Origin of the sequence: Acinetobacter sp. ESBL14 (assembly GCF_036668815.1) — a bacterium.
GTDB lineage: Bacteria > Pseudomonadota > Gammaproteobacteria > Pseudomonadales > Moraxellaceae > Acinetobacter > Acinetobacter gyllenbergii.
Window position 1 is genome coordinate 1,334,956 of record NZ_JAZEVS010000001.1, and the last position, 25,384, is coordinate 1,360,339.

At 41.1% G+C, this 25,384-nt stretch carries 27 protein-coding genes; 16 read left to right on the forward strand and 11 right to left on the reverse strand.

Going from position 1 to position 25,384, the window contains the following annotated elements:
- Positions 1–47: 47 nt before the first annotated feature.
- From V6E90_RS06590 to V6E90_RS06605, 4 genes are all read left to right on the forward strand, one after another.
- Positions 48–2,252 carry an OsmC domain/YcaO domain-containing protein gene (locus V6E90_RS06590; RefSeq protein ID WP_332604870.1) on the forward strand — a complete coding sequence of 735 codons (2,205 nt, stop codon included), beginning with the start codon at positions 48–50 and terminating at the stop codon, positions 2,250–2,252.
- Between the two features lie 277 nt (positions 2,253–2,529).
- Complete coding sequence (gene copM, locus V6E90_RS06595; RefSeq protein WP_332604871.1) at positions 2,530–2,841, forward strand: CopM family metallochaperone; 312 nt, start codon at positions 2,530–2,532, stop codon at positions 2,839–2,841.
- A 107-nt stretch (positions 2,842–2,948) separates the two neighbouring features.
- Positions 2,949–3,290 carry an ISC system 2Fe-2S type ferredoxin gene (fdx, locus tag V6E90_RS06600; RefSeq protein ID WP_332604872.1) on the forward strand — a complete coding sequence of 114 codons (342 nt, stop codon included), beginning with the start codon at positions 2,949–2,951 and terminating at the stop codon, positions 3,288–3,290.
- 106 nt (positions 3,291–3,396) lie between these two features.
- A complete protein-coding gene (locus V6E90_RS06605; RefSeq protein ID WP_004653564.1) occupies positions 3,397–3,585 on the forward strand; it encodes a heavy-metal-associated domain-containing protein in 189 nt (62 codons plus the stop codon).
- Positions 3,586–3,684: 99 nt separating this feature from the next.
- Here the strand turns inward: V6E90_RS06605 and cueR are convergent, their stop codons facing one another.
- The 4 genes from cueR to V6E90_RS06625 form a co-directional block, all read right to left on the reverse strand.
- A complete protein-coding gene (cueR, locus tag V6E90_RS06610; RefSeq protein ID WP_016540066.1) occupies positions 3,685–4,143 on the reverse strand; it encodes a Cu(I)-responsive transcriptional regulator in 459 nt (152 codons plus the stop codon).
- Between the two features lie 11 nt (positions 4,144–4,154).
- Positions 4,155–6,641: a heavy metal translocating P-type ATPase gene (locus V6E90_RS06615; RefSeq protein WP_332604873.1), complete on the reverse strand. Its 2,487-nt coding sequence runs from the start codon at positions 6,639–6,641 to the stop codon at positions 4,155–4,157.
- Positions 6,642–6,901: 260 nt separating this feature from the next.
- Entirely contained in the window at positions 6,902–7,744 is an 843-nt protein-coding gene (locus V6E90_RS06620; RefSeq protein ID WP_332604874.1) for an SDR family NAD(P)-dependent oxidoreductase, read from the reverse strand.
- Positions 7,745–9,277, reverse strand: a complete 1,533-nt coding sequence (locus tag V6E90_RS06625; protein WP_332604875.1) for a flavin-containing monooxygenase — start codon at positions 9,275–9,277, stop codon at positions 7,745–7,747.
- A 114-nt stretch (positions 9,278–9,391) separates the two neighbouring features.
- On the opposite strand from V6E90_RS06625, the gene V6E90_RS06630 reads away from it, so the two are divergent.
- From V6E90_RS06630 to V6E90_RS06650, 5 genes are all read left to right on the forward strand, one after another.
- The gene (locus tag V6E90_RS06630; RefSeq protein WP_032860364.1) at positions 9,392–10,417 is read left to right on the forward strand and encodes an AraC family transcriptional regulator; all 1,026 of its coding nucleotides are present in this window, start codon (positions 9,392–9,394) and stop codon (positions 10,415–10,417) included.
- 109 nt (positions 10,418–10,526) lie between these two features.
- Complete coding sequence (locus tag V6E90_RS06635; protein WP_332604876.1) at positions 10,527–11,240, forward strand: response regulator transcription factor; 714 nt, start codon at positions 10,527–10,529, stop codon at positions 11,238–11,240.
- Between the two features lie 85 nt (positions 11,241–11,325).
- The gene (iaaH, locus tag V6E90_RS06640; protein WP_332604877.1) at positions 11,326–12,789 is read left to right on the forward strand and encodes an indoleacetamide hydrolase; all 1,464 of its coding nucleotides are present in this window, start codon (positions 11,326–11,328) and stop codon (positions 12,787–12,789) included.
- 183 nt (positions 12,790–12,972) lie between these two features.
- Positions 12,973–13,998, forward strand: a complete 1,026-nt coding sequence (locus V6E90_RS06645) for a M20/M25/M40 family metallo-hydrolase (RefSeq protein WP_332604878.1) — start codon at positions 12,973–12,975, stop codon at positions 13,996–13,998.
- Positions 13,999–14,150: 152 nt separating this feature from the next.
- Entirely contained in the window at positions 14,151–14,300 is a 150-nt protein-coding gene (locus V6E90_RS06650; protein ID WP_016540074.1) for a hypothetical protein, read from the forward strand.
- A 62-nt stretch (positions 14,301–14,362) separates the two neighbouring features.
- On the opposite strand, the gene V6E90_RS06655 is transcribed toward V6E90_RS06650, so the two are convergent.
- From V6E90_RS06655 to V6E90_RS06665, 3 genes are all read right to left on the reverse strand, one after another.
- Entirely contained in the window at positions 14,363–15,745 is a 1,383-nt protein-coding gene (locus tag V6E90_RS06655) for a heavy metal sensor histidine kinase (RefSeq protein WP_332604879.1), read from the reverse strand.
- Positions 15,735–16,418 carry a heavy metal response regulator transcription factor gene (locus V6E90_RS06660; protein ID WP_004653555.1) on the reverse strand — a complete coding sequence of 228 codons (684 nt, stop codon included), beginning with the start codon at positions 16,416–16,418 and terminating at the stop codon, positions 15,735–15,737. Before V6E90_RS06660 ends, V6E90_RS06655 begins: the two co-directional genes overlap by 11 nt.
- A gap of 152 nt (positions 16,419–16,570) precedes the next feature.
- Entirely contained in the window at positions 16,571–17,185 is a 615-nt protein-coding gene (locus V6E90_RS06665) for an HvfX family Cu-binding RiPP maturation protein (RefSeq protein ID WP_332604880.1), read from the reverse strand.
- Between the two features lie 163 nt (positions 17,186–17,348).
- On the opposite strand from V6E90_RS06665, the gene V6E90_RS06670 reads away from it, so the two are divergent.
- The 5 genes from V6E90_RS06670 to V6E90_RS06690 all read left to right on the forward strand — a co-directional run bounded on the left by V6E90_RS06670 (position 17,349) and on the right by V6E90_RS06690 (position 20,089).
- Entirely contained in the window at positions 17,349–17,657 is a 309-nt protein-coding gene (locus tag V6E90_RS06670; RefSeq protein ID WP_065341974.1) for an HvfA family oxazolone/thioamide-modified RiPP metallophore, read from the forward strand.
- Positions 17,658–17,726: 69 nt separating this feature from the next.
- Positions 17,727–18,587: an HvfB family MNIO-type RiPP peptide maturase gene (locus V6E90_RS06675; protein WP_332604881.1), complete on the forward strand. Its 861-nt coding sequence runs from the start codon at positions 17,727–17,729 to the stop codon at positions 18,585–18,587.
- Positions 18,538–19,296: an HvfC family RiPP maturation protein gene (locus V6E90_RS06680; RefSeq protein WP_332604882.1), complete on the forward strand. Its 759-nt coding sequence runs from the start codon at positions 18,538–18,540 to the stop codon at positions 19,294–19,296. Before V6E90_RS06675 ends, V6E90_RS06680 begins: the two co-directional genes overlap by 50 nt.
- Positions 19,293–19,913: an RNA polymerase factor sigma-70 gene (locus V6E90_RS06685; RefSeq protein ID WP_332604883.1), complete on the forward strand. Its 621-nt coding sequence runs from the start codon at positions 19,293–19,295 to the stop codon at positions 19,911–19,913. Before V6E90_RS06680 ends, V6E90_RS06685 begins: the two co-directional genes overlap by 4 nt.
- Positions 19,907–20,089: a zf-HC2 domain-containing protein gene (locus V6E90_RS06690; protein WP_065341970.1), complete on the forward strand. Its 183-nt coding sequence runs from the start codon at positions 19,907–19,909 to the stop codon at positions 20,087–20,089. The genes V6E90_RS06685 and V6E90_RS06690 overlap by 7 nt, the downstream gene beginning before the upstream one ends.
- 74 nt (positions 20,090–20,163) lie before the next feature.
- Here V6E90_RS06690 and V6E90_RS06695 read toward each other — a convergent pair whose 3' ends face one another.
- On the reverse strand, positions 20,164–20,463 hold the full coding sequence (locus tag V6E90_RS06695) for a DUF3817 domain-containing protein (RefSeq protein ID WP_065341969.1): 300 nt from the start codon (positions 20,461–20,463) through the stop codon (positions 20,164–20,166).
- A gap of 24 nt (positions 20,464–20,487) precedes the next feature.
- On the opposite strand from V6E90_RS06695, the gene V6E90_RS06700 reads away from it, so the two are divergent.
- Both V6E90_RS06700 and V6E90_RS06705 read left to right on the forward strand, forming a co-directional pair.
- Positions 20,488–20,643 carry a hypothetical protein gene (locus V6E90_RS06700; RefSeq protein ID WP_332604884.1) on the forward strand — a complete coding sequence of 52 codons (156 nt, stop codon included), beginning with the start codon at positions 20,488–20,490 and terminating at the stop codon, positions 20,641–20,643.
- Between the two features lie 251 nt (positions 20,644–20,894).
- Entirely contained in the window at positions 20,895–21,869 is a 975-nt protein-coding gene (locus V6E90_RS06705; RefSeq protein WP_332604886.1) for an NAD(P)H-dependent flavin oxidoreductase, read from the forward strand.
- A gap of 43 nt (positions 21,870–21,912) precedes the next feature.
- Here V6E90_RS06705 and V6E90_RS06710 read toward each other — a convergent pair whose 3' ends face one another.
- From V6E90_RS06710 to V6E90_RS06720, 3 genes are all read right to left on the reverse strand, one after another.
- Entirely contained in the window at positions 21,913–22,905 is a 993-nt protein-coding gene (locus V6E90_RS06710) for an NAD(P)H-quinone oxidoreductase (RefSeq protein ID WP_332604887.1), read from the reverse strand.
- Positions 22,906–23,003: 98 nt separating this feature from the next.
- On the reverse strand, positions 23,004–24,248 hold the full coding sequence (locus V6E90_RS06715) for a saccharopine dehydrogenase family protein (RefSeq protein WP_332604888.1): 1,245 nt from the start codon (positions 24,246–24,248) through the stop codon (positions 23,004–23,006).
- Positions 24,249–24,285: 37 nt separating this feature from the next.
- Positions 24,286–25,182, reverse strand: coding sequence for an acetoacetate decarboxylase (locus V6E90_RS06720; protein WP_332604889.1), 897 nt, complete (start codon positions 25,180–25,182; stop codon positions 24,286–24,288).
- Positions 25,183–25,384: the final 202 nt, after the last annotated feature.

Here is a 25,384-nt window from a genome sequence, read left to right on the forward strand (position 1 = left end):
TTTCAATCTTATGTGCTTGCAACACGTAAGAATATTTAGGTGCACGCATGGAAATCAAGGTTAATTATCTCGACAATCTTCGACAAGAAGCGAAGTTTGATGACTTTACGGTAATCGCCGATCAGCCGATTCGTTACAAAGGCGATGGTTCTGCACCCGGCCCATTCGATTATTTTCTTGCGTCATCTGCATTATGTGCGGCTTACTTTGTCAAAGTGTATTGTGCTGCTCGTGATATTCCAACCGATAACATTCGTTTATCACAAAACAATATCGTTGATCCTGAAAATCGCTATAAACAGATTTTTAAAATTCAAGTGGAATTACCTGCTGATATTTCTGAAAAAGACCGTCAAGGCATTTTACGTTCAATTGACCGCTGTACGGTTAAAAAAGTAATCCAAACGGGCCCAGAATTTATCATTGAAGAGGTTGAAAGTATTGATGCTGATGCACAAGCTTTGTTGATGCCGAGCTTGGCTTCTGAAAGCAGCACCTACATTGCGGGTAAAGATCTGCCATTAGAACAGACCATTGCCAATATGTCAGGAATTCTAGCTGGTTTAGGCATGAAGATTGAAATTGCATCTTGGCGCAATATCGTACCAAATGTCTGGTCGTTGCATATCCGAGATGCACAATCACCAATGTGCTTTACCAATGGTAAAGGCTCTACCAAAGAAAGTGCTTTAGCTTCGGCTTTGGGTGAGTTTATTGAGCGTTTAAACTGTAACTTCTTCTACAACGACCAATTCTGGGGTGAGGACATTGCCAATGCAGAATTTGTACATTATCCAGATGAGAAGTGGTTTAAACCGGGTCCAAATGGCGAATTACCCAAAGAAATTTTGGATGAATATTGTCTCGAAATTTATAACCCAGATGATGAATTACTGGGTACGCATTTATACGATACCAACTCAGGTAATACGGAACGTGGTATTTGTTCATTGCCCTTTGTACGTCAATCCGATGATGAAATTGTCTATTTCCCATCAAACCTGATTGAGAACTTATATCTCAGTAACGGGATGAGTGCAGGCAATACCTTGGCAGAAGCGCAGGTTCAATGCCTATCTGAAATTTTTGAACGTGCGGTTAAACGTGAAATTTTGGAAGGTGAAATTGCATTACCAGACGTACCACAAGAGGTATTGGCAAAATACCCAAGTATTGTGGCAGGTATCCAAGGTTTAGAGGAACAAGGCTTCCCAGTCCTTGTAAAAGATGCGTCATTGGGTGGTCAATTCCCAGTGATGTGTGTCACTTTAATGAACCCACGTACAGGCGGCGTATTTGCCTCATTTGGTGCGCACCCAAGTTTGGAAGTAGCATTAGAGCGTAGTTTGACTGAATTGTTGCAAGGCCGTAGTTTTGAAGGTTTAAACGATTTACCGCAACCGACATTCCAAAGCAATGCAGTCACTGAACCAAACAACTTTGTTGAACACTTCATTGATTCAAGCGGTTTGGTCTCTTGGCGTTTCTTTAGCGCCAAATCGGATTATGATTTTGTCGAGTGGGACTTCACCAATGAAAGTGAAAACTCGAATGCTGAAGAAGCCGCAGCATTGTTCGGCATCCTTGAAGAAATGGGCAAAGAAGTCTACATGGCCGTATATGAGCATTTAGGTGCAACTGCCTGCCGTATCTTGGTACCTGATTATTCTGAAATTTATCTGGTTGAAGATTTAATTTGGGATAATACCAATCGAGCGATCTTATTCCGTGAAGATATTCTCAATTTACATCGTTTAGATGAAGAGCAACTGGAAGCTTTAGTTGAGCGTTTAGAAGAATGTGAACTGGACGATTACACCGAAATCACCACCTTGATCGGGATTGAGTTTGATGACAATACGGTATGGGGACAATTAACCCTGCTTGAATTAAAACTGTTGATCTATCTTGCTTTAGAGCAGTTTGAAGAAGCGAAAGAATTGGTTGAGACTTTCTTGCAATACAATACCAACACGGTAGAACGTGGTTTGTTCTACCAATGCATGAATGTGGTACTGGAAGTCTTGCTCGATGATGACATGGAGCTTGAAGACTACCAAACCAATTTCCGCCGTATGTTTGGCAATGAGCGTATGGATGCTGTAGTGGGTTCTGTTGAAGGCACAGTTCGTTTCTATGGTCTCACCCCAACCAGTATGAAACTGGAAGGGCTTGATCGTCATTTACGTTTAATTGAAAGCTATAAGAAATTGCATAAAGCACGTGCGAAAGCGGTTGGCTTAAATGGCTAAAACACAATAAATATTGTTTTAAAAAGTGCATGTTGATCATGCACTTTTTTTTTAGAGCCGATAAAACTTTGTTTTTTAGTCACTCAAAATTTTAGTAAATGGATAGCTTGACCTTGCAATTATTGGAAGGACTACAGTGTCTTTCATAAAGGTAACTGTGCCACATGAAATAGAAACTCTCATCTATTGACGGTGTCACTTCCTTTATTTTCATCCATATAGCATGTCAATCACATCTGAAATGAATGTGATGCTGCTGAATAGAAAGGAAACAATAATGAGTGAACAGCAATCGGCAATAACGCCTAACCAAAATGATTCAAGTGATATTTATAGTCTCTCTACGCGTGCTTATATGGAACTAGGGAGCCGTATGCAGGTTGATATGCAAATCAATTATACAGGCAATGCCGACATCGATTTTATGCGTGGAATGATTCCACATCATCAAGTCATCGTCGATATGGCCAAGGTCGCCTTGAAATATGGTTTTGACCCAGAAATTCGAATGCTGGCAAAAAATATTATTTTGGCACAAGATATTGAAATTAAAGTGATCAATGCTTGGTTAACAAGGCATCTATTATAAAGCTTTCGATCTTATTCCTGATTTGATAGTTCCATCAGTAAGAGGTTGAATCACAACAGTCTTTTATTGATTACAGTTTTTCGTAATTAGATAGAAAGGTAGCAATTATGCCTAAGATAACCGTTCTCCCACATGAAAAAGTCTGTCCAGAAGGGGCTATTGTTGAAATAGAACCTGGCGCAAACCTCTGTAGAAGCTTACTTGATCATGGGATTAACATTGAACATGCTTGTGACCTATCAGGCGCCTGTACCACCTGCCATGTGATTGTAAGCAAAGGCTTTGAAAATTTACAGGACATGGGAGATATAGAAGCTGATCTATTGGATCGGGCGTGGGGCTTGAGTCCAGAATCAAGACTCTGTTGTCAGGTGAATATTCAGGATCAGTCTTTAGAAATCGAGATTCCTAAATACACCGTCAACTATGTGTCAGAAAAGAAAAAGTGATCACCTGAAAATAGTATTTATTTTAATGTGTAAAAAGCTTGACCTTACCATTATGGTAACCTTTATAGTGTGTATATCTTCTTAAATAACTGAATGGAGTTTTACGATGGAATTTCATGTTGAAAATATGACCTGTGGTGGCTGTGCACGTGGCGTAACCCGTGCAATCCAAGCGGTAGACGCCAATGCAAAAGTGATTACTGATCCACCTAACCGCAGTGTTAAAGTTGAAACTACAGCCTCACAGCAACAAGTAGTTGAGGCTTTATCAGAAGCCGGTTTTCCACCACGTTAATCTGTAGATGAATACAAAGCGGCTGATATAGCCGCTTTTTTGTATCTATGGAATGGATAAAAAATAAAAGGCGATCATAAGATCGCCTTTTATGCTGTTCTACTTGCGCCCAGTGAGTGGGGATAGCGAGAGCAAATCATTATGATGATGGATGTCCTTCATTTCATGACTTGGCTCTTTTAAGCCTTCCAGAATCGGACAGTCGGGGCGATTGTCACCCGCACAGCAATCGACCAAGTTCTGGAGTGTTTGTGCCATTTGCTCTAGGTCTTGAATACGTTGTTCTAGCTTATGGATATGTGCTTGCGCCAATTGCTTTACATCAGCGCTATGTCTGTTGCGATTATTCCATAGGTCGAGTAAATCAGTAATTTCTATAACTGAGAATCCTAACTCACGACTACGTTTGATAAATTTTAAACGTTCCACATCATTGTCAGAATAAGAGCGGTAGCCTGCATTACTGCGACCCGCTGCTGGAATTAAACCAATCTGCTCGTAATAACGAATCATTTTGGTGGTCACACCTGAAGCTTGAGACACTTTACCAATATTCATAGGATCCTCCATTAGCCTCTAGCTACAGATGGCGGTTGGAAACGGCGTAAACGTAAGGCATTACCCAGTACAAACACACTTGAAAGTGCCATTGCCGCTGCGGCAAAAATCGGAGACATCAGGATGCCATACGCTGGGTACAACACACCCGCAGCCACAGGGATCAATAAGGTGTTATAAGCGAAGGCCCAGAATAAGTTTTGATGAATATTGCCAATGGTTGCTTTAGAGAGGGCAATTGCATTGGCAACGCCTTGCAAGTTCCCAGACATCAGTACGACATCCGCAGATTCAATTGCAACATCTGTACCTGTTCCAATCGCAAGACCCACATCGGCTTGAGCCAATGCTGGTGCATCATTAATACCGTCACCCACAAAGGCAATATTGCCATATTTTGCTTTCAATTCCTGTACGGCATTGACTTTACCCTCAGGTAGAACTTCGGCAATCACTTCATCAATCCCGAGTTGTTTGGCAATCGCATGTGCGGTACGCGCATTGTCACCGGTAATCATGGCGACTTTTAGACCCAGTTGATGTAGTGCTTGAATGGCAGTAGGAGTGGTGTCTTTGATTGGATCGGCAACTGCAATAATCCCTGCCAAAGTGCCATCAATCGCCACATAGAGCGGAGATTTACCTTCATCGCCCAAACGTTGTGCTGTATGGGAAAATGGCGTGATATCCAGTCCAAGTTCAGTCATATAACGGTCTGCACCAATATAGATGTTCTGGTTTTCATTTACAGTAGCATTGACACCCATACCCGTCACTGAATCAAAGCGATCAACTTTTGCGAGTGACAGACCTTCATTTTTAGCTGCATCGACAATCGCTTTGGCAATCGGATGTTCTGAAAGAGATTCAACAGCTGCAACTCGACTAAGCACCTCATTTCGCTCAAAGGCTGCTGTTACCTCGAAATCAGTGAGTACTGGATGACCTTCAGTTAAGGTACCTGTTTTATCCACCGCAACCACTTGGGCATCTTTTAACAACTGTAATGCTTCACCTTTACGGAATAGGATGCCAAGTTCTGCACCACGTCCAGTACCAACCATAATCGATGTTGGTGTTGCCAAGCCCATCGCACACGGACATGCAATAATCAGTACCGCAACGGCATTGACCAATGCAAAGGTTAATGCAGGAGAAGGACCAAAAATTAGCCAGACAAGGAAGGTGAGTAGTGCAGCAATCATTACCGCAGGTACAAACCATAAGGTCACTTTATCGACCACAGCTTGAATCGGCATTTTAGAGCCTTGCGCTTGCTCGACCAGACGAATGATCTGCGCCAGCATGGTATCGCCACCGACAGCAACTGCTTTAAAACTTAAAGTACCATTCTGGTTAATGGTTCCACCCACCACTTGGTTGCCGACGTTTTTCTCAACAGGAATCGGTTCACCAGTAATCATTGATTCATCGACAAAGCTTTGGCCTTCAATCACTTCACCATCAACAGGAATTCTTTCACCCGGCTTTACAATCACGAAATCGCCCGCAAGCACTTGATCGATCGGAATATCGACCACCTGATTATCACGTGAAACATGGGCAACTTTTGCTTGTAGGCTGACTAAACGCTGAATGGCTTCTGATGTTCGACCTTTGGCCTTGGCTTCAAGAAAGCGACCGAGCAAGATTAAAGCCACAATCACAGCGGCGGCTTCGTAATAGACATTTACCGTTCCAGCGGGAAGCAAATTTGGTGTAAAAGTCGCAACCAAAGAAAATAGATAGGCTGCTAATGTGCCGACTGCGACCAAAGAGTTCATATCTGGTGCTAAACGGAATAAAGCAGGGAGACCTTTGCTATAAAAACGGCGACCCGGAATAATCAGGACCAAGCTGGTTAAAATGAATTGGAGATACCAACTATTTTGCATACCGATGGTTTGTTCAATCAGATGATGAACACCTGGTATTAAATGAGAGCCCATTTCCAAAATAAACACAGGCAATGCTAAAACTGTCGCAATAATCAAGTTTCGCTTAAGCTCAGCTCTTTCTTGATCTTTTTTCTCGAGTTGTTCGCTTTGATCTGGAATGGATGCTTGAATCTCTTTGGCATCGTAACCCGCTTTATCGATGGCTGCGATTAAGTTTTCCACGCTAGCTGTACCTGTTACGGTAGCGCGTTCTGTGGCTAAATTGACATTGGCTGTTTCTACGCCACTCACCGCATTCAGGGCTTTTTCAACACGACTAACACATGAAGCACAGGTCATGCCTTCAATCGATAACTCGACCTTGCTGGCAGGGACGTCATAACCTGTTTGTTCAATCGCTTGAATCAGTATCTGTCGATCGACAGGTTTGGCAAGGGTAATATCTGCACGTTCTGTGGCTAAATTTACGGAGGCAGATTGGACGCCGTCAACTTTGTTGAGCGCGGTTTCAACTCGGCCGACACAACTGGCACAGGTCATACCTTCAACCTGCAGGCTGACTTTCATATTATTCGGCGATGTTTTTGTTTGCGTTTCCATAAGTTATACCTATAGAGATGATCTGATTGCTTTCAGCATAGACCTTGACATTATGGGAAGGTCAAGCAGATTTATCAACTTTTAGGCTGTTATTTATAAATGCGAAGAAAGAATTGTACTTTGAACAGGATTAAAACTGGTCCTATTCATCTATTTATTCTGAGTCATTATGTTTCTATCGGCTTTATAGGAAAAGATAGCAATCCATGGATTGACCCTTAGCTTGATCAGATACAAGTCAATCCATAGAAAAACTTAATTTATTGTAAAAATTTCGCTTGTAAGGCAGTGGCTGTGGCAAATATCTTTTGATACCCCTGCGGCAGAATTCGTTGCAAGAGATCTACAGCTTTGGCATCTGCACCAATGAGGAGGCGACGTTTATTTTTGAGCACGGCGCTAAGAATCTGATTTGCTGCTTCATCAGCGGGTGTTCTTAAAATTTTGTCGAAAGCCTGCTGACTTTTCACAGGATCCATCCCTAACATTTCGACACTGTTATTAATCCGCGCAGCTTTCGCAATATTGGTCCGAATTCCACCTGGATGTACGCAGGTTGCACTCACGCCTGAATCTTGTATATCGAGTTCTTGACGTAAAGACTCGGTAAAGCCGCGAACTGCAAATTTACTCGCGTTATAAGCACTTTGAGTGGGCTGCGCCGTCAGCCCAAACATACTTGAAATATTAATGACATGTCCATCACCACTTTGTTTTAGATAGGGTAAAAACTCTTTGGTGCCGTATACCACACCCCAAAAATTAATCCCAATCAACCATTCAAGATCTTCATAGCTAACGCCTTCAGCGGTGCTGCCGATGGCAACTCCCGCATTATTAAAGATCAGATTGACTTGCTGATGCTGTTCAACCACGCTTTTAGCCCAATTTGCCATGTCTTGACGATTAGCGACATCAAGCATTTGTACTGTAATTTTGACTGGATATGACTTTAATAAAGTTTGGGTTTTGGCCAGACCGAACTCATTTACATCTGATAAAGCCAGATGGCAGCCTTGTTTTGCCAATGCAATTGCAAGTGCCTGACCGATTCCTGAACCTGCGCCTGTAATGGCTGCAACTTTGTTATTGAATGATTTCATTTAAACCGCCATTTGTTTTTCTAAAGCTTGTATCTGAACAGCCGTCGGTGAGGATTTTGCAATTTGAGTATAATTTTCCAGATCAAAACGACGCGTGCGCTGACGATATTCCAATGTGAAACCCGGCCAATTATTGGTATTTTTCCCTGTCGCGGTTTGATACCAACTGGTGCAACCTTGTGACCACATGGTTGACTTCATTCTTTCTTGGATTTCCTGATTAAACTGGGTCTGGATTTCACCTTTCAGGTCGGTAAAGGATAAATTGTTTTGGATATGGGTCTGAATTGCATCCAGAATATAGTTCACCTGACTTTCGATCATATACACGATTGAGTTATGCCCAAGATTGGTATTTGGGCCATACAGCATGAAGAAATTAGGGAAACCGCTCACAGTTAAGCCTAAATACGCTTCTGCACCATCGGCCCATTGTTGTTTGAGGGTCTTGCCATTGAGTCCAGTAATTTGCATCGGTGCCATAAACTCAGTTGCAGCAAAACCTGTACCATAAATAATGGCATCGACTTCACGTGCTTTCCCATCTTTATCGATAATACCTGTTTCAGTGACTTCCTGAATTGCGGTATTGATCACCTCGACATTGGGGCGAACCAGACTTCGATACCAATGATTAGAAATCAGAATACGTTTACAACCAATCGGGTAATCGGGCATCAGACGGTGGCGAAAATGAGGATCCTTGATTTCTTCGCGGATATGCCGCTGAAAAATATATTCCGCCAAAGGAATTTCATTCAAGGTTGCAGTAAAGCTCTTAAGGCGAATTTCGTTATAGCTGTATTGAAACACGCGATCAAGGCTTTGCAGAATCGGTAGTTTTTGGAAAACTTTTCGTTCCAATTTTGAATAAATACGATCTGGCTTGGGAATGACATAGGGTGCAGAACGTTGATAGATATCTAAGTGGGCGACTTGCTTAGCAATTTCAGGCACAAACTGAATCGCACTGGCACCCGTACCAATCACAGCTACACGTTTATTATTTAAATCATAGTCATGATCCCAGCGCGCTGAATGAAAGCTTTTGCCCTGAAATGTGTCCAGTCCTTTAATTTTAGGATAGGCTGGTCGATTGAGTTGGCCTACAGCTGCAATCAGAAATTCTGCCTCGAATTTTTCTCCTGTTAGCGTTTGGATATGCCAAACACCTTGTGTTGCATCAAAGTCCGCACTGGCAATTTCAGTATTAAACTGGATATGCGGATAAAGCTGATATTTCTCAGTGCAATGTTTCAAATATTGGTGAATTTCCTGTGATGAACCATAACGATTTTTCCAGCCAAGTTCCTGTTCAAAAGAAAAAGAATACAGGTGAGAAGGGACATCACAAGCAGCGCCAGGATAAGTATTGTCACGCCAGACACCACCCACATCATTGGCTTTTTCAAATAAAGTAAATTGTTCAAATCCAGCAAGTTTCAGTTGAATCGCCAAGCCTAAACCACCAAATCCTGTTCCAATAATGGCGATACGAATATTTTTATTTGAAGATAATTGTTGTTTCAACATAACTGACTCGAGTAAAAAAAATCATGTATAGCTCGCAGAATAATCGTTTCATGCATTGATTTAGAGGATGGATGAGGACAAAATATTGTGATTAGCGGACATTGAGAAATATGCTTGAAGTACTTATGGACATATGAACGTAGTATCCACAGTGTTCGTCTCATGGCAGATTTTGCTTCTGAACTGGGCGTGAGTCATGCACAGATCCTCAAGGGAACAGGACTGGAACAGCAACAGCTACTCGATCCGAATATGCTGGTAACTGGACAGCAAGAATTACAGCTTATCGGTAATTTAGTCGAAAAATTTGGACAGAGACCGTCCCTTGGCTTAGCCGTTGGCCAGCGTTATCACTTTACTGCCTTTGGCTGTTTAGGTTTAGGCTTGATTAGCAGTGCGAATATTCGTGAAGCACTTAACTTTGCTTTGGCTTATTTTCCTTTATCTTTTGCTTTTAGTCAGTTTCTCGTATCAGAACACCCAGAGACTGGTAATATTCAAATCGAAATTGTGGTTGATGAAAGGATTCCGCAAGTTTTATGGCAATTTATTATTGAGCGAGATGTTGCTGCCTTGATTACAGTTCAACAAGATCTGATTCGAGAGCATCTGTGCCAAAAAGTCGTATTTGCTTTTCAGCCTCATGCAGAAATTCAGTCTTATCGAGAGTTATTTGGGATTACACCCGAATTTGGTGGATCAAAAAACTTTGTTGTATTAAATGCCGAAAAAATAGATCAAAAGCTCAGTATGGCTAATGAGCTGGTGTTACATTCAGCTGAACAACAATGCCAACAAATATTGGACAAGCGGCAATCTCAAAAAAAATATACTGAGCAAGTTCAGCAAATCTTAATGAATAGTAGAGGGGAAATTCCTTCAATGGAAGAGGTTGCGAATCGTTTATGCCTAAACTCCCGAACCTTACGGCGTTATTTAGCTCACGAACAAACCACCTTTATTAAAATCAGGGAGGATATCCGAAAAATTCTGGCAGATTTATATTTGTCTTCAACCCAAACTTCGATTGAGCAAATCTCAGAATGGTTAGCTTATGCTGAACCCGCCAGTTTTATACATGCTTATAAACGTTGGTACGGCAAAACACCACATGCAAGCCGATTAAAAAATAAAGTGTAGAAAATAATGGCTCAGTGACATATAAAAGATAAAGGAAGACGAAAGGGAATAACTGTTCATCTTTATTCTAGAGTGGACAGGTGTCGGGAAGATAGAAAGGTAGCATGCTATGCTTTTGGAACACGATTTAAGTTCATCAGAATTTACGCTTTTATCTGAAATTATGTGGAAATTAGGTTCAGAAAAAGGTCAGGGAACTTTAAGGCAAAACATTCTGGCTGATATCGCGACTTTATTGCGCGCTGATTTTGCAGCATCTTATATTTGGGATGCAAAACAGCATTTATCCAAACAAGGCCTTATGTGGCGGATCGACCCTAAAGCGATTGTGGAATATGACCGTATTTGGCAGCACGATGACCCGATTACGTCTCGGCTGCGGGAACGGCAACAAGCAACTTTCGTTAATGAAATCATTTCTCTATCAGAACTAAAAAAAACGGATTATTACAATGAGTTTCTACGCCCTTATGGTCTGTATCATGGGGTAAATATCTATTTTGTTCGAGATGGGATAGATCTAGGTGATTTGCGTATTTGGCGTGCTCAAGATTCAGCGATGTTTAGTGAACGAGAAAAGAGAATTTTAAACTTGCTTGAACCTTATATGACCCAAGCCTTAGCGATAGGTTTATCAACTCAATACGGTTTGACCCAGCGGGAGGAAGAGGTGGTCATATTAGTGAGTAAGGGATTGAGTGATAAACATGTTGCCAATTTACTGGATATTGGCTTCACTACCGTCAGGACGCATCTTAAAAGTGCCATGAAAAAAATAGGTTGTCATAACCGTACAGAAATGGCTTTATTGATTCATTCTTAATGATCTCCTCAATTTTGAGGATATTCAATAGATTTAAAACGGTACAAATTATAAAAATAATTACTTAAATGGATTTTAAGTCAAAATGTTAAATGTGAATGAAAAAGTAGATCAGGACCAAGAATTTCAACTGCATAGAGTGACAATCAAGGAAATTACAGCTTTGGTTCGTGATCGAAAAGTTTCTTGCGAACAATTGGTAGACCATTATTTTGAAAAGATTGATGCACAACGGTCTTTAAATGCTTTTATCAGCCTTGATCAAGCGGCAGCGATTCAGCAGGCTCAGTTTTGGGATCAATCTATTGCGGAAGGGAAGCCTTGTCCTGCATTGATCGGCGTATTAATTGCAGTCAAAGATAATATTCATGTTGCAGGTTTCGCCAATACAGCGGGAACTCCTGCTTTAATAGGATTCAGACCCAAAGCAACAGCACCCGTGATTCAAGTATTGATTGATCAAGGAGCCATTATTGTTGGGAAAGCCAATATGCATGAGCTGGCCTTTGGCGTCACAGGCTATAATACGGCAATGCATATTGAGGGTGTGATTGGCACACGCAATGCAGCCAACCCTCAACATATTGCGGGCGGCTCTTCTTCTGGCAGTGCCGTTGCTGTAGCAGCAGGTATGGTTCCTATTGCAATCGGAACGGATACAGGAGCTTCGGTCAGATTACCCAGTGCCTTGAATGGTTGTGTTGGTTTTCGTCCCACGGTTGGACGCTATGCTCAAGAGGGGATTACCCCCATTTCCCATACTCGTGATACTGCAGGCCCTATGGCACATTCAGTAGCAGACATTATGCTGATTGACCAAGTGATTACCCAGCAGAAGATACCGTTTACTATGCCTAAGCAGCGGATTAGACTTGGGCTCTGTGCTTATTTTTGGCAAAATTTGGACCAAGATGTACAACTGCAAGCACATCAAGCACTACAGCTTTTAAAAAATGCTGGAATTGAAATCATCAGTGTAGACATGCCTGAGTTAGAGCAACTGAATCATCGTATTTCATTTCCTGTAGTAATCTACGAAGGCAAATATGATCTGATTGAATATTTAAAGAAACATGAAATCGGAATAGATATAGATGCTATTGTGGAGCAAATTTCAAGCCCCGATGTGCAGCAACTATTTAAGCAGAATATTTTACCTGAATTGATTGTAGATCAAACAGGGCAGTCTGTAGCGGTCGAACCTTTATATCATGATGCGATTATACAGGCTCGCCCTCAATTGCTTGCGCTATATCAGAAAACTTTTCAAGATCATCAACTAGATGCCTTAGTTTTTCCAACCTCAGCCATGGTTGCGCCACTGGCAAATGAGCAAGTGAGTTCAGTTGAAAACTTTCAAGCACTTATTCGTAATACCGACCCAGGCAGTAATATTGGTTTACCAGGGCTAAGTTTGCCGATTGGTGTTGGAGAAAAATCAAAATTACCAATTGGATTGGAAATTGATGGTTTACCGCATACGGATCATGAAATATTGGCGATTGGGCAAGTATTAGAACAGATTTTTAGTGGTTTAAATCATCACTAAAATAACCTCGGTCTCAGTACAAAGCCCGTTTCATTGAGAATGGGCTTTGTTTGTCATTTGAAATAAACACCGATATCATTCTGATTAGATCGATAAGAACAAATGATACAAATTGAAATGGCAAATCCACAGATGCAAATCTAGTATTAAGCGTACTTTATAAAAACGGTTTAAATTTGTTTTATGTTTTTTAATAAATTTTTAGGTGTTTGTGTTTTAAGTAGCATGTTTGCAATCAGTGGCTGTCAAAAAAACGAGCCACATTCCAAAGAAAAAATAGAAGCTGTCAGTCAATCTGGTTTAAAACTGGATGCAGTACAGATGATGCATTTACAGGCTTTTGAACAAATTGCCAAACAGCATGGTGGCAATCGTGCTGTGGGTACGCAAGGTGGCTTGGCAAGTGCAGACTATATTTTAAATCAAGCCAAGCAAGCAGGTTTTAAAACAGAGATTCAGACTTTTGAAAATCGGGAAAAAACCAAAGGCCAAAATATTATTGTGAAAATTGCTGGGGAGTCAAAACAAAGCGTGATCTTGCTCGGTGCACATTATGATTCGGTCAAAATGGGGCCTGGCATCAATGACAATGCATCAGGCGTGGCCTTATTGCTCGACTTGATGACACAATTATCGAGCCAAAAAATACAGCCGAAAAACACCATTTATTTGGCATTCTGGGACTCAGAAGAAGTCGGTATTGCGGGTTCTCAAGCGTATGTGGGGAAGCTGACTGCTGAACAATTAAAATCGATTAAAGCTTATATCAATCTTGATATGGTCGGCACTAAAAATCCTGAAATATTGATTGCAGATGGAGATAAATCATCTGTGGATGAGATGGAAAAAATGTTAAAAGAGCGTGGCATGCAGGAACAGGACTATAAGCCCTTACTCGATGGTTTGCGTAGTCTACCGAGCCATGCCGGTGATTTAGCATTAGAAGAAACGCTTAAGGCGTTTTTTAAAGCAAAAAATCTCAAAATTAAAGAAGATGTTTCGACCTTAACTGCCAGTGATACAGCGCCGTTCTTAGGTAAAGTTCCAGTGACTGCTGTCATCTTGTTTAATGAGCAAATGAAAGGGGATGAACTTGAGTTCGCGCCGTGTTATCACAAAGCATGTGATACGATTGAGCAGGTTGATCCAAAGTCAATGCAATTGGCAGGTGATGCAGTTATTCATTTATTAACAGTCCTAGATAAATAATAAGATCGAATTGAGAGATCTTGTATATTTGATGAGTCAATTGTACGGTTAAGCCTGCAATAGAAATGACAAAATTGTCATTTTCAGGTCATGCTGTTGTTGGACTGCCTGTTCTATCCTATAGGAAGTTAAGAGAGAATAGGTGAATAGAAATGAAAGCATTGGTTAAACTCATCTTTATCCTATCATTTGCGACAACAGCGAGCTTAAGTTATGCAGATGGTGGTTTAATGTTCTTGGAAAAAAACCAAGAGCGTAATGCAACTGTACAAGGTGGCAATGGTCAAAATCAGGCAAACTAGGATTTAATTTTGTAAGAACCCTACAATTTCTCCCAAATTGTAGGGTTCTTTATATGTTGCAGTCATTCGACTTTAAAAATCATTCGAAAGACAATATTTTCTCCTTCGATAAATACATCAATTTCCGCGCCGTGAATTTCGATAATCGACTTGGTAATGGCCAGCCCCAGACCTGTACCATCTTCGGCCTTGTGTCGTGATGAGTCCAGGCGATAAAAGCGGTCAAAGAAACGAGAAAGTTGCAAAGGGCTTAAAGTCTGCATTTCAGCAGACACTTTGTTTTTAATCTGAATGATCGAGTGCTGATCATTTTGGCTGAGCCTGACTTCTAAAGTCGAGTCTGACTCGCCATATTTAATTGCATTCGAGATTAAATTATTAAAGGCTCTACGAATCATCGCAGGTTCGGCCTGAATAGATGCCTGACCTGTTTGCTTGAGCTGTATCTGCTTTTCTGAGGCAAAGGCTTCAAAGTATTCAAACAGTACCCGCATTTCTTGCTTTAAATCGATTTCCTTTTTGTTTTTCAATGCGAGATTGTGATCCGATTTGGCAAGAAATAACATATCTGAAATCATTTTTGCCAGATGTTCATATTCTTCTAAGTTTGAAAATAATACATCTTGATATTGCTCAATGGTTCTTGGCTTGGTCAAGGAAACTTGGGTCTGCATCATGAGATTATTGATCGGCGTTCTGATTTCATGGGCCAAATCACTTGAGAATGCAGAAAGTTTATCGACTGAGATTTCTAAACGATTCAGCATGTCATTAAATGCAGTTGCTAATGGTGTGAGTTCAATTGGTATATTACTCAGATCAAGGCGGTTGGACAGATTATTTGCAGAAATGTTTTCTGACAGTTTTGCCATTTTCCGAATCGGGCCAAGACCTTGCCAAGTGGCTAACCAACCTAAAAACATCAGGCCAATCACACCGAGTAGACCAATCATCAGTAACTGCCGTTTAAAAGAGTGCAAGAAGTAGTAATTATCAGTCACTTCAATCGCAGCAATAATTTGCATGTTTTGATTACTTTGATCATAGCGAAGGTTTTTATTGATCATGATACCTTGATAATTCTGATCCTTATTTTTCCAGTTAATCCATTGCCCATTTTTATTTTGAATCAATTGGCTCAGGTCCGCATGGTTATTCTTTTTGTTATAAATGGTTTGGCCATTTGCTAGTTTGATCTGGATCACCAGATTATCGTGCCCAATCAAGGCTTCATCTAAACCATCTTTAAAATTACTTGGTTTTTGTTGGAAGAGATTTTCGATCAGTTGAATTTTGCCTTCAATTTCTTTTTGGTTTTGTTGATAAAAATAATTGACCACATGTTGATTGACGAATATTCCCATGACGATCAAGATCAGCGTCGTGAATAAGGTAGAAATAAAACTGATTCGAAAGCCAATTGAACGGAATAACTTATTTCTCATCTTCGATCTCTAGGACATAGCCCATGCCACGAATGTTTCTAATCAGTTTGGGGCTAAAATCGGTATCAATTTTATTTCTCAATCGACGAATTGCGACTTCGACCACGTTGGTATCACTATCAAAATTGATATCCCAAACCAGTGCAGCAATCAGTGATTTAGGCAAGACTTCACCTTGACGGCGCATAAATAGTTCTAATAATGAAAACTCTTTGGCGGTCAGGTCAATCCGTTGTCCAGAGCGCACCACACGCCGTTTAATCAAATCAAGATGTAAATCTGCAACGGCATAGAAGGTTTGCTCTTCTTTAATTTGCCCACGTTTTAATAGAGTTTTAATCCGTGCGAGTAATTCAGCAAAGGCAAAGGGTTTAATCAGGAAATCATCTGCACCGAGTTCTAAGCCTTTGACTCGATCTTCAATCTGGTCTTTGGCCGTAAGAAACAGCACTGGGAGGAAAGTATTTACTTTACGAATTTCAGTGAGGATTTTCCAGCCATCCAGTTTCGGTAGCATCACATCCAAAATAATCAGGTCATATTGTTCCGTTACAGCAAGATGTAAACCTGAGATACCATCCTGACTCCAATCCGTCACATAACCAGCTTCGGTTAAGCCTTTTTGCAGATAGTCACCCGTTTTTTGTTCATCTTCAACTAGAAGTATTCGCATGCTTTCATCGCGCCTAAAGTTTTATCGTGTCATTTTAGCGTTAAAGAGAATGAGAGTTTTATAAATGACAAAATTGTAATATTGCTGTCAGCTTCTCGACATTAACCAATTAACTTTTAAAAATAATAGCATTATGCATGTTGAATTTGATTTTAGGAAAGATGCTTCATTATCTTTTGTTTAAGCCAAAAATCTACACTGAAATAACGACCACCACCGAGGACTATCAGTGCAATCAGCATAATCAGATAAGTCACTGCAAACTCAATTCCATTATTCAGTATGACCAATGAACCGCTTGATGTTAGCCAATCATAATTGCCATAGTTTTCTAAAATTTCTCGTGCCTTTTCCAATTTCTCAGCGGAGGCCAAGACTTGAGGATTGGCAAAGGGTGCATTCGGATCTGCTATAGCCTGCCAGCCATTTGGTAGATGAACTGTAACGATAGCCACGAACATGGTGATGATCAATGGGATACTGATTAAGCGGGTAAAAAGACCGAGGGCTAAAAGAATCGCGCCTGCGAGTTCGGTCGAAGTTGCTAATGTTGCCATCAGATAGGGAAAAGGCAAAGCTAAGCCCCAATCGCTATTGCCAAACCATTCCACTGTATTTTGAAAATGCATGAGCTTATTTGTGCCTGCCATCCAAAAGATCGGAACTAAGTAGCAACGCAAGGCAAGTGCTGCAATGCCATCTGCATGTTTGAGTACCGTACAAATGTTTTGATAGTGCTGAGCGAGAGAATAAACAATTTTTTTCATGGTCATTTCACACCGAATAGGATTGATTCATCTTTAGTCGGGCGAGGATTGCATTTCTTACATTAAATTTTTTTTATTTGCATTGTAATAAATCCTGTTTGTCTCCGTCTAACTCTATGTACCTGTGTACAAACCGAGCATTTACCTTAAAAGGAATAGACCGATGAGCAAACTTAATTCAATGACCTCAGTTGCAGCATTATTGGCATTATCAGTTGCTGGTGTAAGCCAAGTGACCGTTGCCGCAACGACAACTGCAACAGAAGCCCATGCAAGCAAAGCTGCTGATGGAAAGTGCGGTGAAGCGAAATGTGGCGCCAATAAAGCAAAACAACAGCAAAAGTCTGCTGAAGCCAAATGTGGTGCTGCAAAAAAAACTGCGGATGCCAAGTGTGGCGCAGCCAAGAAAGCAGCTGATGCAAAATGCGGCGCTGATAAAAAAGTGGCTGACGGCAAGTGTGGTGCCAAATAAACCATTCGATCATGGGGGATGTCGGTCTAAAGCTTAGATCGACATTATTTCAATAAAAGGAGTGTATGCATGGCTGAATTGTTAGGTGTAGGTCTTGGGCTAAGGCGTGAATTTATTGATGAATTTATAAATGCTGAGTCACATCCCGATTTTATCGAAGTGGCTCCTGAAAACTGGATGGGTTTTGCGGGTCGGCATGCCAAACTTTTAGCCCAATGTGTAGAGAAAGCGCCTTTAATCTGTCATGGACTGTCTTTATCCATTGGTGGGCCGCATCCTCTTAATTATGAATTTATCCAACAAGTTAAAAATTTTCTACAACGTTATCAAGTACCGATTTATTCAGAACATTTAAGTTATACCCATGATGGTGGTTATTTATATGATTTATTACCGATTCCGATGACACAAGCAGCGGTTAAATATGTAGCTGAACGAATTTTACGTGTGCAAGATATTTTAGGACAGCGACTGGTGATCGAAAATGTTACCACCTATTTAATGCCCAATGCAGAAATGCGTGAAGCTGAATTTGTACGTGAAGTACTGCTCAAAGCAGACTGTGAATTACTACTGGATGTGAATAATGTCTATGTGAATAGCGTGAATCATGGCAGTGATGCTTATGCATTTATTGACGCAATGCCGAAAGAGCGAATTCGTTATTTACATATTGCGGGACATCAACAAGTTGAACAAAACCTGTTGATCGACACCCATGGTGCTGAAATTAGTGATCCAGTTTGGCAACTCCTTGGATATACCTATCAGGTTTGTGGAGTTAAACCCACCTTACTGGAACGAGACTTTAACATTCCATCCTGGCAACAGTTACAAGATGAATTGACCAGTATCAAAAATATGCAGCAGGAGGGTCGTGATGAAGGCAAAGCCAATCTCCTTTCATACCACGCAGCGACAGTTTTGTGACTGGATTCGTGATCCTGAATTAGAGCCACCTCAAAACTTTGCAGTGAACCGTATGCAGGTCTATCGGGATTTGCTATTTAATAATGTTGGTTCATTTATCAACTTGGCATTTCCTGTTGCACGTAGTATGTTGACGGAGCCGAAATGGCAACCGTTATTAGCAGAGTTTTTTCAGAAATCACAGTGCCAATCACCGTTATACAATGATATTTCTTTACAGTTTCGAGAATACTTAAGCACCCAGCAACATCCTGCACTGCAAGAATTCCCTTGGTTGGCAGAGTTATTACAATATGAATGGCTTGAACTCTATTTAGATACGGTAGAAATCGAAATGCCGATTCTGACAGAAGATCAAGACTGGCAATTGACTACCCAAGTATGGATATTGGCCTATCAATATCCTGTTTATCGCTGGACAACAACCATGAAGCTTGAACAGGTGGAACCAGTGCCAAGCGCTACTCTGGTATGGCGGGATGATCTTGATCAGGTCTGTGTTGAGGTCGTGTCACCTTTATACGCTGCGATGATCGAATTGATCCAACAGAATAAGTTCATTGAACAAGCGCTACAACAATTGATTAAATCAGTACTTCCTGATTTTGATGAAGAGGAGGTGCAACTACAAATCTATGGGTTAAAAGCATTCTTAACTCGGTTAAGATTAATTCACGTTCCGCATAATAATGATGAGATACAGGGATGAATTCAGCTTCAGCACCAGATCATGATGATCTACTTCATCAGTTGCACAATCCTGCTTTTTTACAAGATTTAAGACAGCAAATGATTAAATTTGCTGTCTTGCAGCTTGCTTCATTGCCGCAGGCAGAAGATGTGGTTCAGGAAGCACTGACCAGTGCCTTTCAACATCTAGATTCATTTACAGGACGGGCGGCTTTTAAAACTTGGGTGTTTGCGATTCTTAAAAATAAGATTATTGATTTGATTCGGCAGAAATCTCGTTTAGTCAGTATGAGTGAACTCTTTAACGAGGAAGAAAGTGAACTCAGTATAGAAGCCTTATTTGATGCTTCAGGGCATTGGCATAAATATGAAGCGCCACAAGCTTGGCTAAGCCCAGAAGAGATGATGGAGCAACAAGATTTCTGGATAATCTTTGATGCTTGTCTCAATCATCTACCTGCTAAATATGCGCAGGTATTTATGCTGCGTGAAATGATTGAGCTGAGTAGCACTGAAATTTGTGAGAAACTTGAACTGACAGTTTCACATTTTAATGTATTGATGTATCGCAGCCGAACACGGTTACGTGAATGTTTAGAAAATAAATGGTTATTGCAGGAGGATTGTTCATGTTGACATGCCGCCAAGCCACCCAGTTATTATCCGAAAAGCAGGATAGGCCATTATTACGACTTGAGCAGACACATCTACAGCTACATGTATTGGCTTGTCGTTCCTGCCGCCGTTATGGCAAACAAATCAAGAGTTTAAGCCAACTTGCAAAAGCGTTTAGGCAGGTTGATCAAAAATAGATTGCTTGTGTCATGTTCTCCAAACAAAAAAAGGAAATCATCGGATTTCCTTTTTTGTGATCAATATCTAAAACTTATAGTTTGGCTTGACGTTGTGCGATGTATTTTTCGTTAAAGAAACCACCCAATGGAATAAAGGCCAGCACAAATAATCTGAACAATTCAATGCCAGACCAGAGTGAAGCGGTGCGCACTAAGTTCCAAAGATAAAATAAAAACGCCAGACCATGAATAGGTCCCATGATTTTTGTCGCGATCGGTAAATCAAATGCGTACTTTAAGGGAATTGCCACAACAAATAACAACAATAAAGTCACGGCCTCGAGTACAGAGGCAAATCGCAGTTGTTGCAATTTTTTTGTCATCACGCTCATCACTTAGCTCCAGGAGATTAATAAATGAATCAAAAATTAACGCAGCATATCATCTTTAAGCACTATCGCATTGATATTGTTGGTAACGATTCTTATTTGATCATGCTAGTAAAAGGGGGATCGTATGGTAGCAAAAGAAAAGAATTTGCTACAGATTCAAGGCATGACCATGATGTGTAAGAATCTATGTTGATTAAAATTAAGTCGGTTTAATTTTTAATATATTGATATTTAATTAAATAATAATTTTTTTTATTCGAATAATTTGTTGTTTGTATTAGAAGGCGAATGTGAATCTAAAGTTTATGCAACTTGTTGCATAAACTCTTTTATCTCGATATGATGAAGTGAATCTATAAAAGTGAAATGCTTCTTATTTCTAAAATTAGCTATATCTATTTGAAATAATGAGTATCTTAAGGATAAAACGAATGTCGAAAATTCCAGAATTAATGAAAAACCTGAGACTCCCTGTAATTGGTTCACCGTTATTTATTATTAGCACACCCAAGCTGGTGCTGGCTCAATGTAAAGCAGGGGTGATTGGTTCGATGCCAGCGCTAAATGCGAGACCTGCTGAAAAACTGGAAGAATGGCTTAAAGAGATCACAGAAGGAATTGCTGAACATAATGCCTTACATCCAGAGCGACCAGCGGCACCTTTTGCAATTAATCAAATCGTGCATAAAAGTAATAATCGTCTTGAACATGACATGGAACTGATCGTCAAATACAAAGTGCCGATTGTGATTACCTCTTTGGGTGCACGAACTGAGATCAATGATGCTACCCACAGTTATGGCGGTGTGGTTTTACATGACGTCATTAATAATACCTTTGCCAAGAAAGCGATTGAAAAAGGGGCGGACGGCTTGATTGCGGTTGCAGCAGGTGCAGGTGGTCATGCAGGCGTGAAGAGTCCATTTCCATTAATTCAGGAAATCCGCGAATGGTTCGATGGACCACTGGCTTTATCGGGTGCGATCTCTACAGGTGATGCGGTTCTTGCTGCACAGGCAATGGGAGCAGACTTTGCTTATATCGGTTCAGCATTTATTGCCACCCATGAAGCCAATGCCGAAGATACCTATAAGCAGGCCATTGTCGATCACAATTCAGATGAAATTGTTTATTCCAACTTGTTTACCGGTGTACATGGTAACTATCTTGCACCAAGTATTCGTGCAGCGGGGCTTGATCCAGCCAATTTACCTGAAGGTAATTTGAAAGATATGGATTTCAGTACACCGAATGAAGATGGTACACAGCACAAGGTCAAACCTTGGCGTGATATTTGGGGATGTGGACAAGGTCTAAATGCAATTAAAGCCACGACTTCAGTCGAGGAACTCGTGAATCGTCTTGAAAGAGAATATCTTGCAGCAAGAAAACGTCTCATGCTTTAAGTTTTAAAATCAGGCCTTAATTTCTAAGGCCTGAGATGCTTTATTACACTAATTTTTTAACGATGAGTGCTAACTTACCCACATGCTCACCTTGTTGTAAAAGGGTATGCGCTTGTTGTGCATCTTCCAGATCAAAAGCTCGGTATAACAATGGCTTCAGTTGCCCTTTAGCAATTAAAGGCCAAACTTTGTCTTGCAGGGCAGTCATAACCTGAGCTTTGGCTTCTGGCGTCTGAGAACGTAAGGTTGCACCTGTATGGGTCAGACGTTTTGCCAGCATCGGAAAGATATTCAGATTTTGTGCTAGTCCTTTCAGCACACCAATTTGTAAAATAGTGCCATTCATGGCCGCAACTTCATAATTTTTTTGAATATAATCGCCTGCAATAATATCCAGTACAAAGTCGACACCTTTGCCATCTGTATGCTTTTTAACTTCTTCAACAAAATCTTGTTGTTTGTAGTTAATCGCAACATCCGCGCCAATCTCAATACTGGCTTGTTGATGTGCCAGACTTGAAACCGTAGTAAAAATTTGGGCCGCACCAAAAGCATGGGTCAGCATAGTTGCCGTTGTCCCAATACCAGAGGTACCCCCATGAATCAGAATAGAGCTATTTGGACGGAATTTGGCATGCTGAAATAAATGCGACCAAACCGTCATAAAGGTTTCTAACAAAATAGCACCTTCAACTAAGTTGAGGCCATCTGGAATAAACAGGACGTTGTCTTGATGCGCAACCACATATTCCGCATAGCCACCGCCTTGAACCAAAGCACAAACTTCATCACCGACTTTAAATTTAGTCACCGATTGACCGACGTGTTTTACAATGCCAGAAACTTCTAGTCCTGGAATGTCGGTGACACCAGTGGGAGGGGCGTATAAGCCCTGACGTTGCATGACATCAGGGCCATTAATCCCAGCAGCGACGACTTCAATTAAGATACCCTCATCGCTTAATTCTGGAATTGGCCGCTCACTGAGGGTGATCACTTCAGGCCCACCAGCGCCATTAAAGGTAATACATTTCATTGATTTAGTTCCTGAGTATTCATCATGTATAGGGGAGGATGAATACTGTTTGTTTTAAAACTTAGGGATTCGAATAGAACATTCGCTTATAGAACGTTTTAAATCTGTTCAAATTTAAGCCCTGCGTGCTTTGTTAAACGTTGAATGAATCGATCATCAAACATCGTTGCAGGTGTCCAAAATCCACCGTTACGTCCAGCTTTTTCACTGTCTTTGGCATGGTCAATGGCAAGACTCAGCGCTGCTTGTCCCAACATCTTTCCTGTAGAGCCGTAACCGGGATCGCGGTCGCCAGTCACTTTAATTTTCAGGCTTTGTCCTGCATCAGTTTTACCCATAAAACGCAGATCAAATCGGCCAGTGCGTTGCTGTTCCGGGGTTGGACCTTCCCCTGGTTTTGGCAGTAAATAACGTTCCATGACTTGGCTAACAGGTTTACTCACTGCAGCGAGCATAAACGCAGCTAGGCCAGAAACAACGCCTAAAGCTTTTAAGCGTCCTTTTAGCCCTTCACCAGTCAACATGGCTTCGTTATAGCTAAAGTTGTTGCCATAAGCATTGCCAGATAAGGCATTTGAGCGATGTACCACACGTTCATTGACTGCCGCCATCACAAAAGGTGCAATCCATGCATTAAAATCAGGGTCAAATTTGGCTGTTTTGATATAAATTTGTCTTTGGGTATTGCCATGATCTACAGGGCAAAGAATATAGGGATTGAGCAGATCTTTACGTAAGGCAGGATCAGCAGCGGCTTCTTGAACAACATTGATCAAGCTTGCCACTGTGCCACCCGATGCGCCACCTTTTAAGGTTTTGACTCGCATACTGACTTGGGTCGCAGCTGCATTAAACTGTTGCTGTGCTTGTTGTTGTAAATAATAGACCCCCATGTCGGACGGGACTGAGTCAAAACCACAGCAATGCACAATACGCGCACCTGATTGCTGGGCTTGTGCTTCATATTTAGTGATCATTTGTTTAATCCACTGGGTTTCTCCAGTCAGATCACAATAATCTGTCCCATTGTTTACACAGGCTTGAATTAATGGTTCACCGTATAAGGCATATGGGCCAACCGTTGAGACCACCACACGTGTTTGTGCACAAAGCACATCGAGTTCGGTTTGATTGTTGGCATCGGCAACCAAGATCGGAATAGCTTGTCCTGCTGTGCCTAAAGCATCTTTTACGTGTTGTAGTTTTTGCTGTGAACGTCCTGCAATTGCCCAATTCAGCTGTTCTTTCTGGTCAGCAAAGTATTCTGCCAGATATCTGGTGAGGATCTGGCCAACAAAGCTGGTGGCGCCGAAGACCACAAGATCATATTTTGTTTGGTTCATGATTTATTTTCCATTGATTGTTTGATCGTTTGAATTTTTAAAGTGCTTGCGGTAAATGTAGCGCAACTTGAGCGTCATGAATCACATCTAAACGAAGAATTTTCGATGCACCAAGTTCATCCAATAACTGGCTTAAAGGTCCACCATGACGAACCAAATTCACTTTTCTTGGGAATAAGGTTTGTGCAAAAGAGAGGATATTTGATTGCACGCGTGTTTGATGCCATTTGTGGTCGACCAAATGTAGCATTGTGGCTTCACTGGTTCGTGTCTCCGACTGCACTTGCTGTAAAGTTGGCGTTGCTGCGCTGAGGCTTAAATCAATTTTTCCTTCCGTATCCATCAAATTGGCATTCACCTCGATCGGGTTGATGTCGACATTAATCTCAGTCAGCCACTTGGGCAACTGATAGCCATAAACGCCGCGTACCCGTGCTATTTCTGTATCAACTGGTAGGGCTAAAACATGAGCATAGAAATGTCGTTGCCGAATCGAATTGATCAGTTCCAGTGCATGTGGGCCACGTGCATCGGGTTTACGCACTACAATTGCGACTGAGACTTCGTTATAAGGGTCGTTATCACAAACGGAATAAGTAAAGAAAGTGAGCGCGACCAGTCCATAACCCGGAAAAGCCTGTAGCGGTTCTAAAGGAACAGGCAGTTTTTTCTTGAGTTGTTTAAGCGGTGCGAGCATTAGAACCTGCACATTAGCGCTACGATAATAAAAATTGGGTGCCCAAACTGGGCCAACTCTGGATTCAAGCAATTTTTTCGGAATCTTACGGAAGAAATCAATATTCCCCACCACAGGGTCTTGAGCGACTTGGTCTAAATCGGGATGCATGCGAAAGCGATCATAGTAACCACCTTTCGGTACTTTGACTTTTTGCTGTCCAAATTCAACTTCAGTAAATTGCTGATGACTATTCATATTTAACCTATATTGACCCAATCCATCCAGTCTTATGCCAAGACCTGCACATTGATTGCTTGAGAATCACTATAAGATTAAAGTCAACTTTAATGTCAAGCAGCTAAATTTAATATTTGATAAGTAAAAAGCCGGTTCGTTGAAACAATGTAAAGAAAACAAGTACTGAAAACATTTAAATTTATGAAAAAAACCATTGATC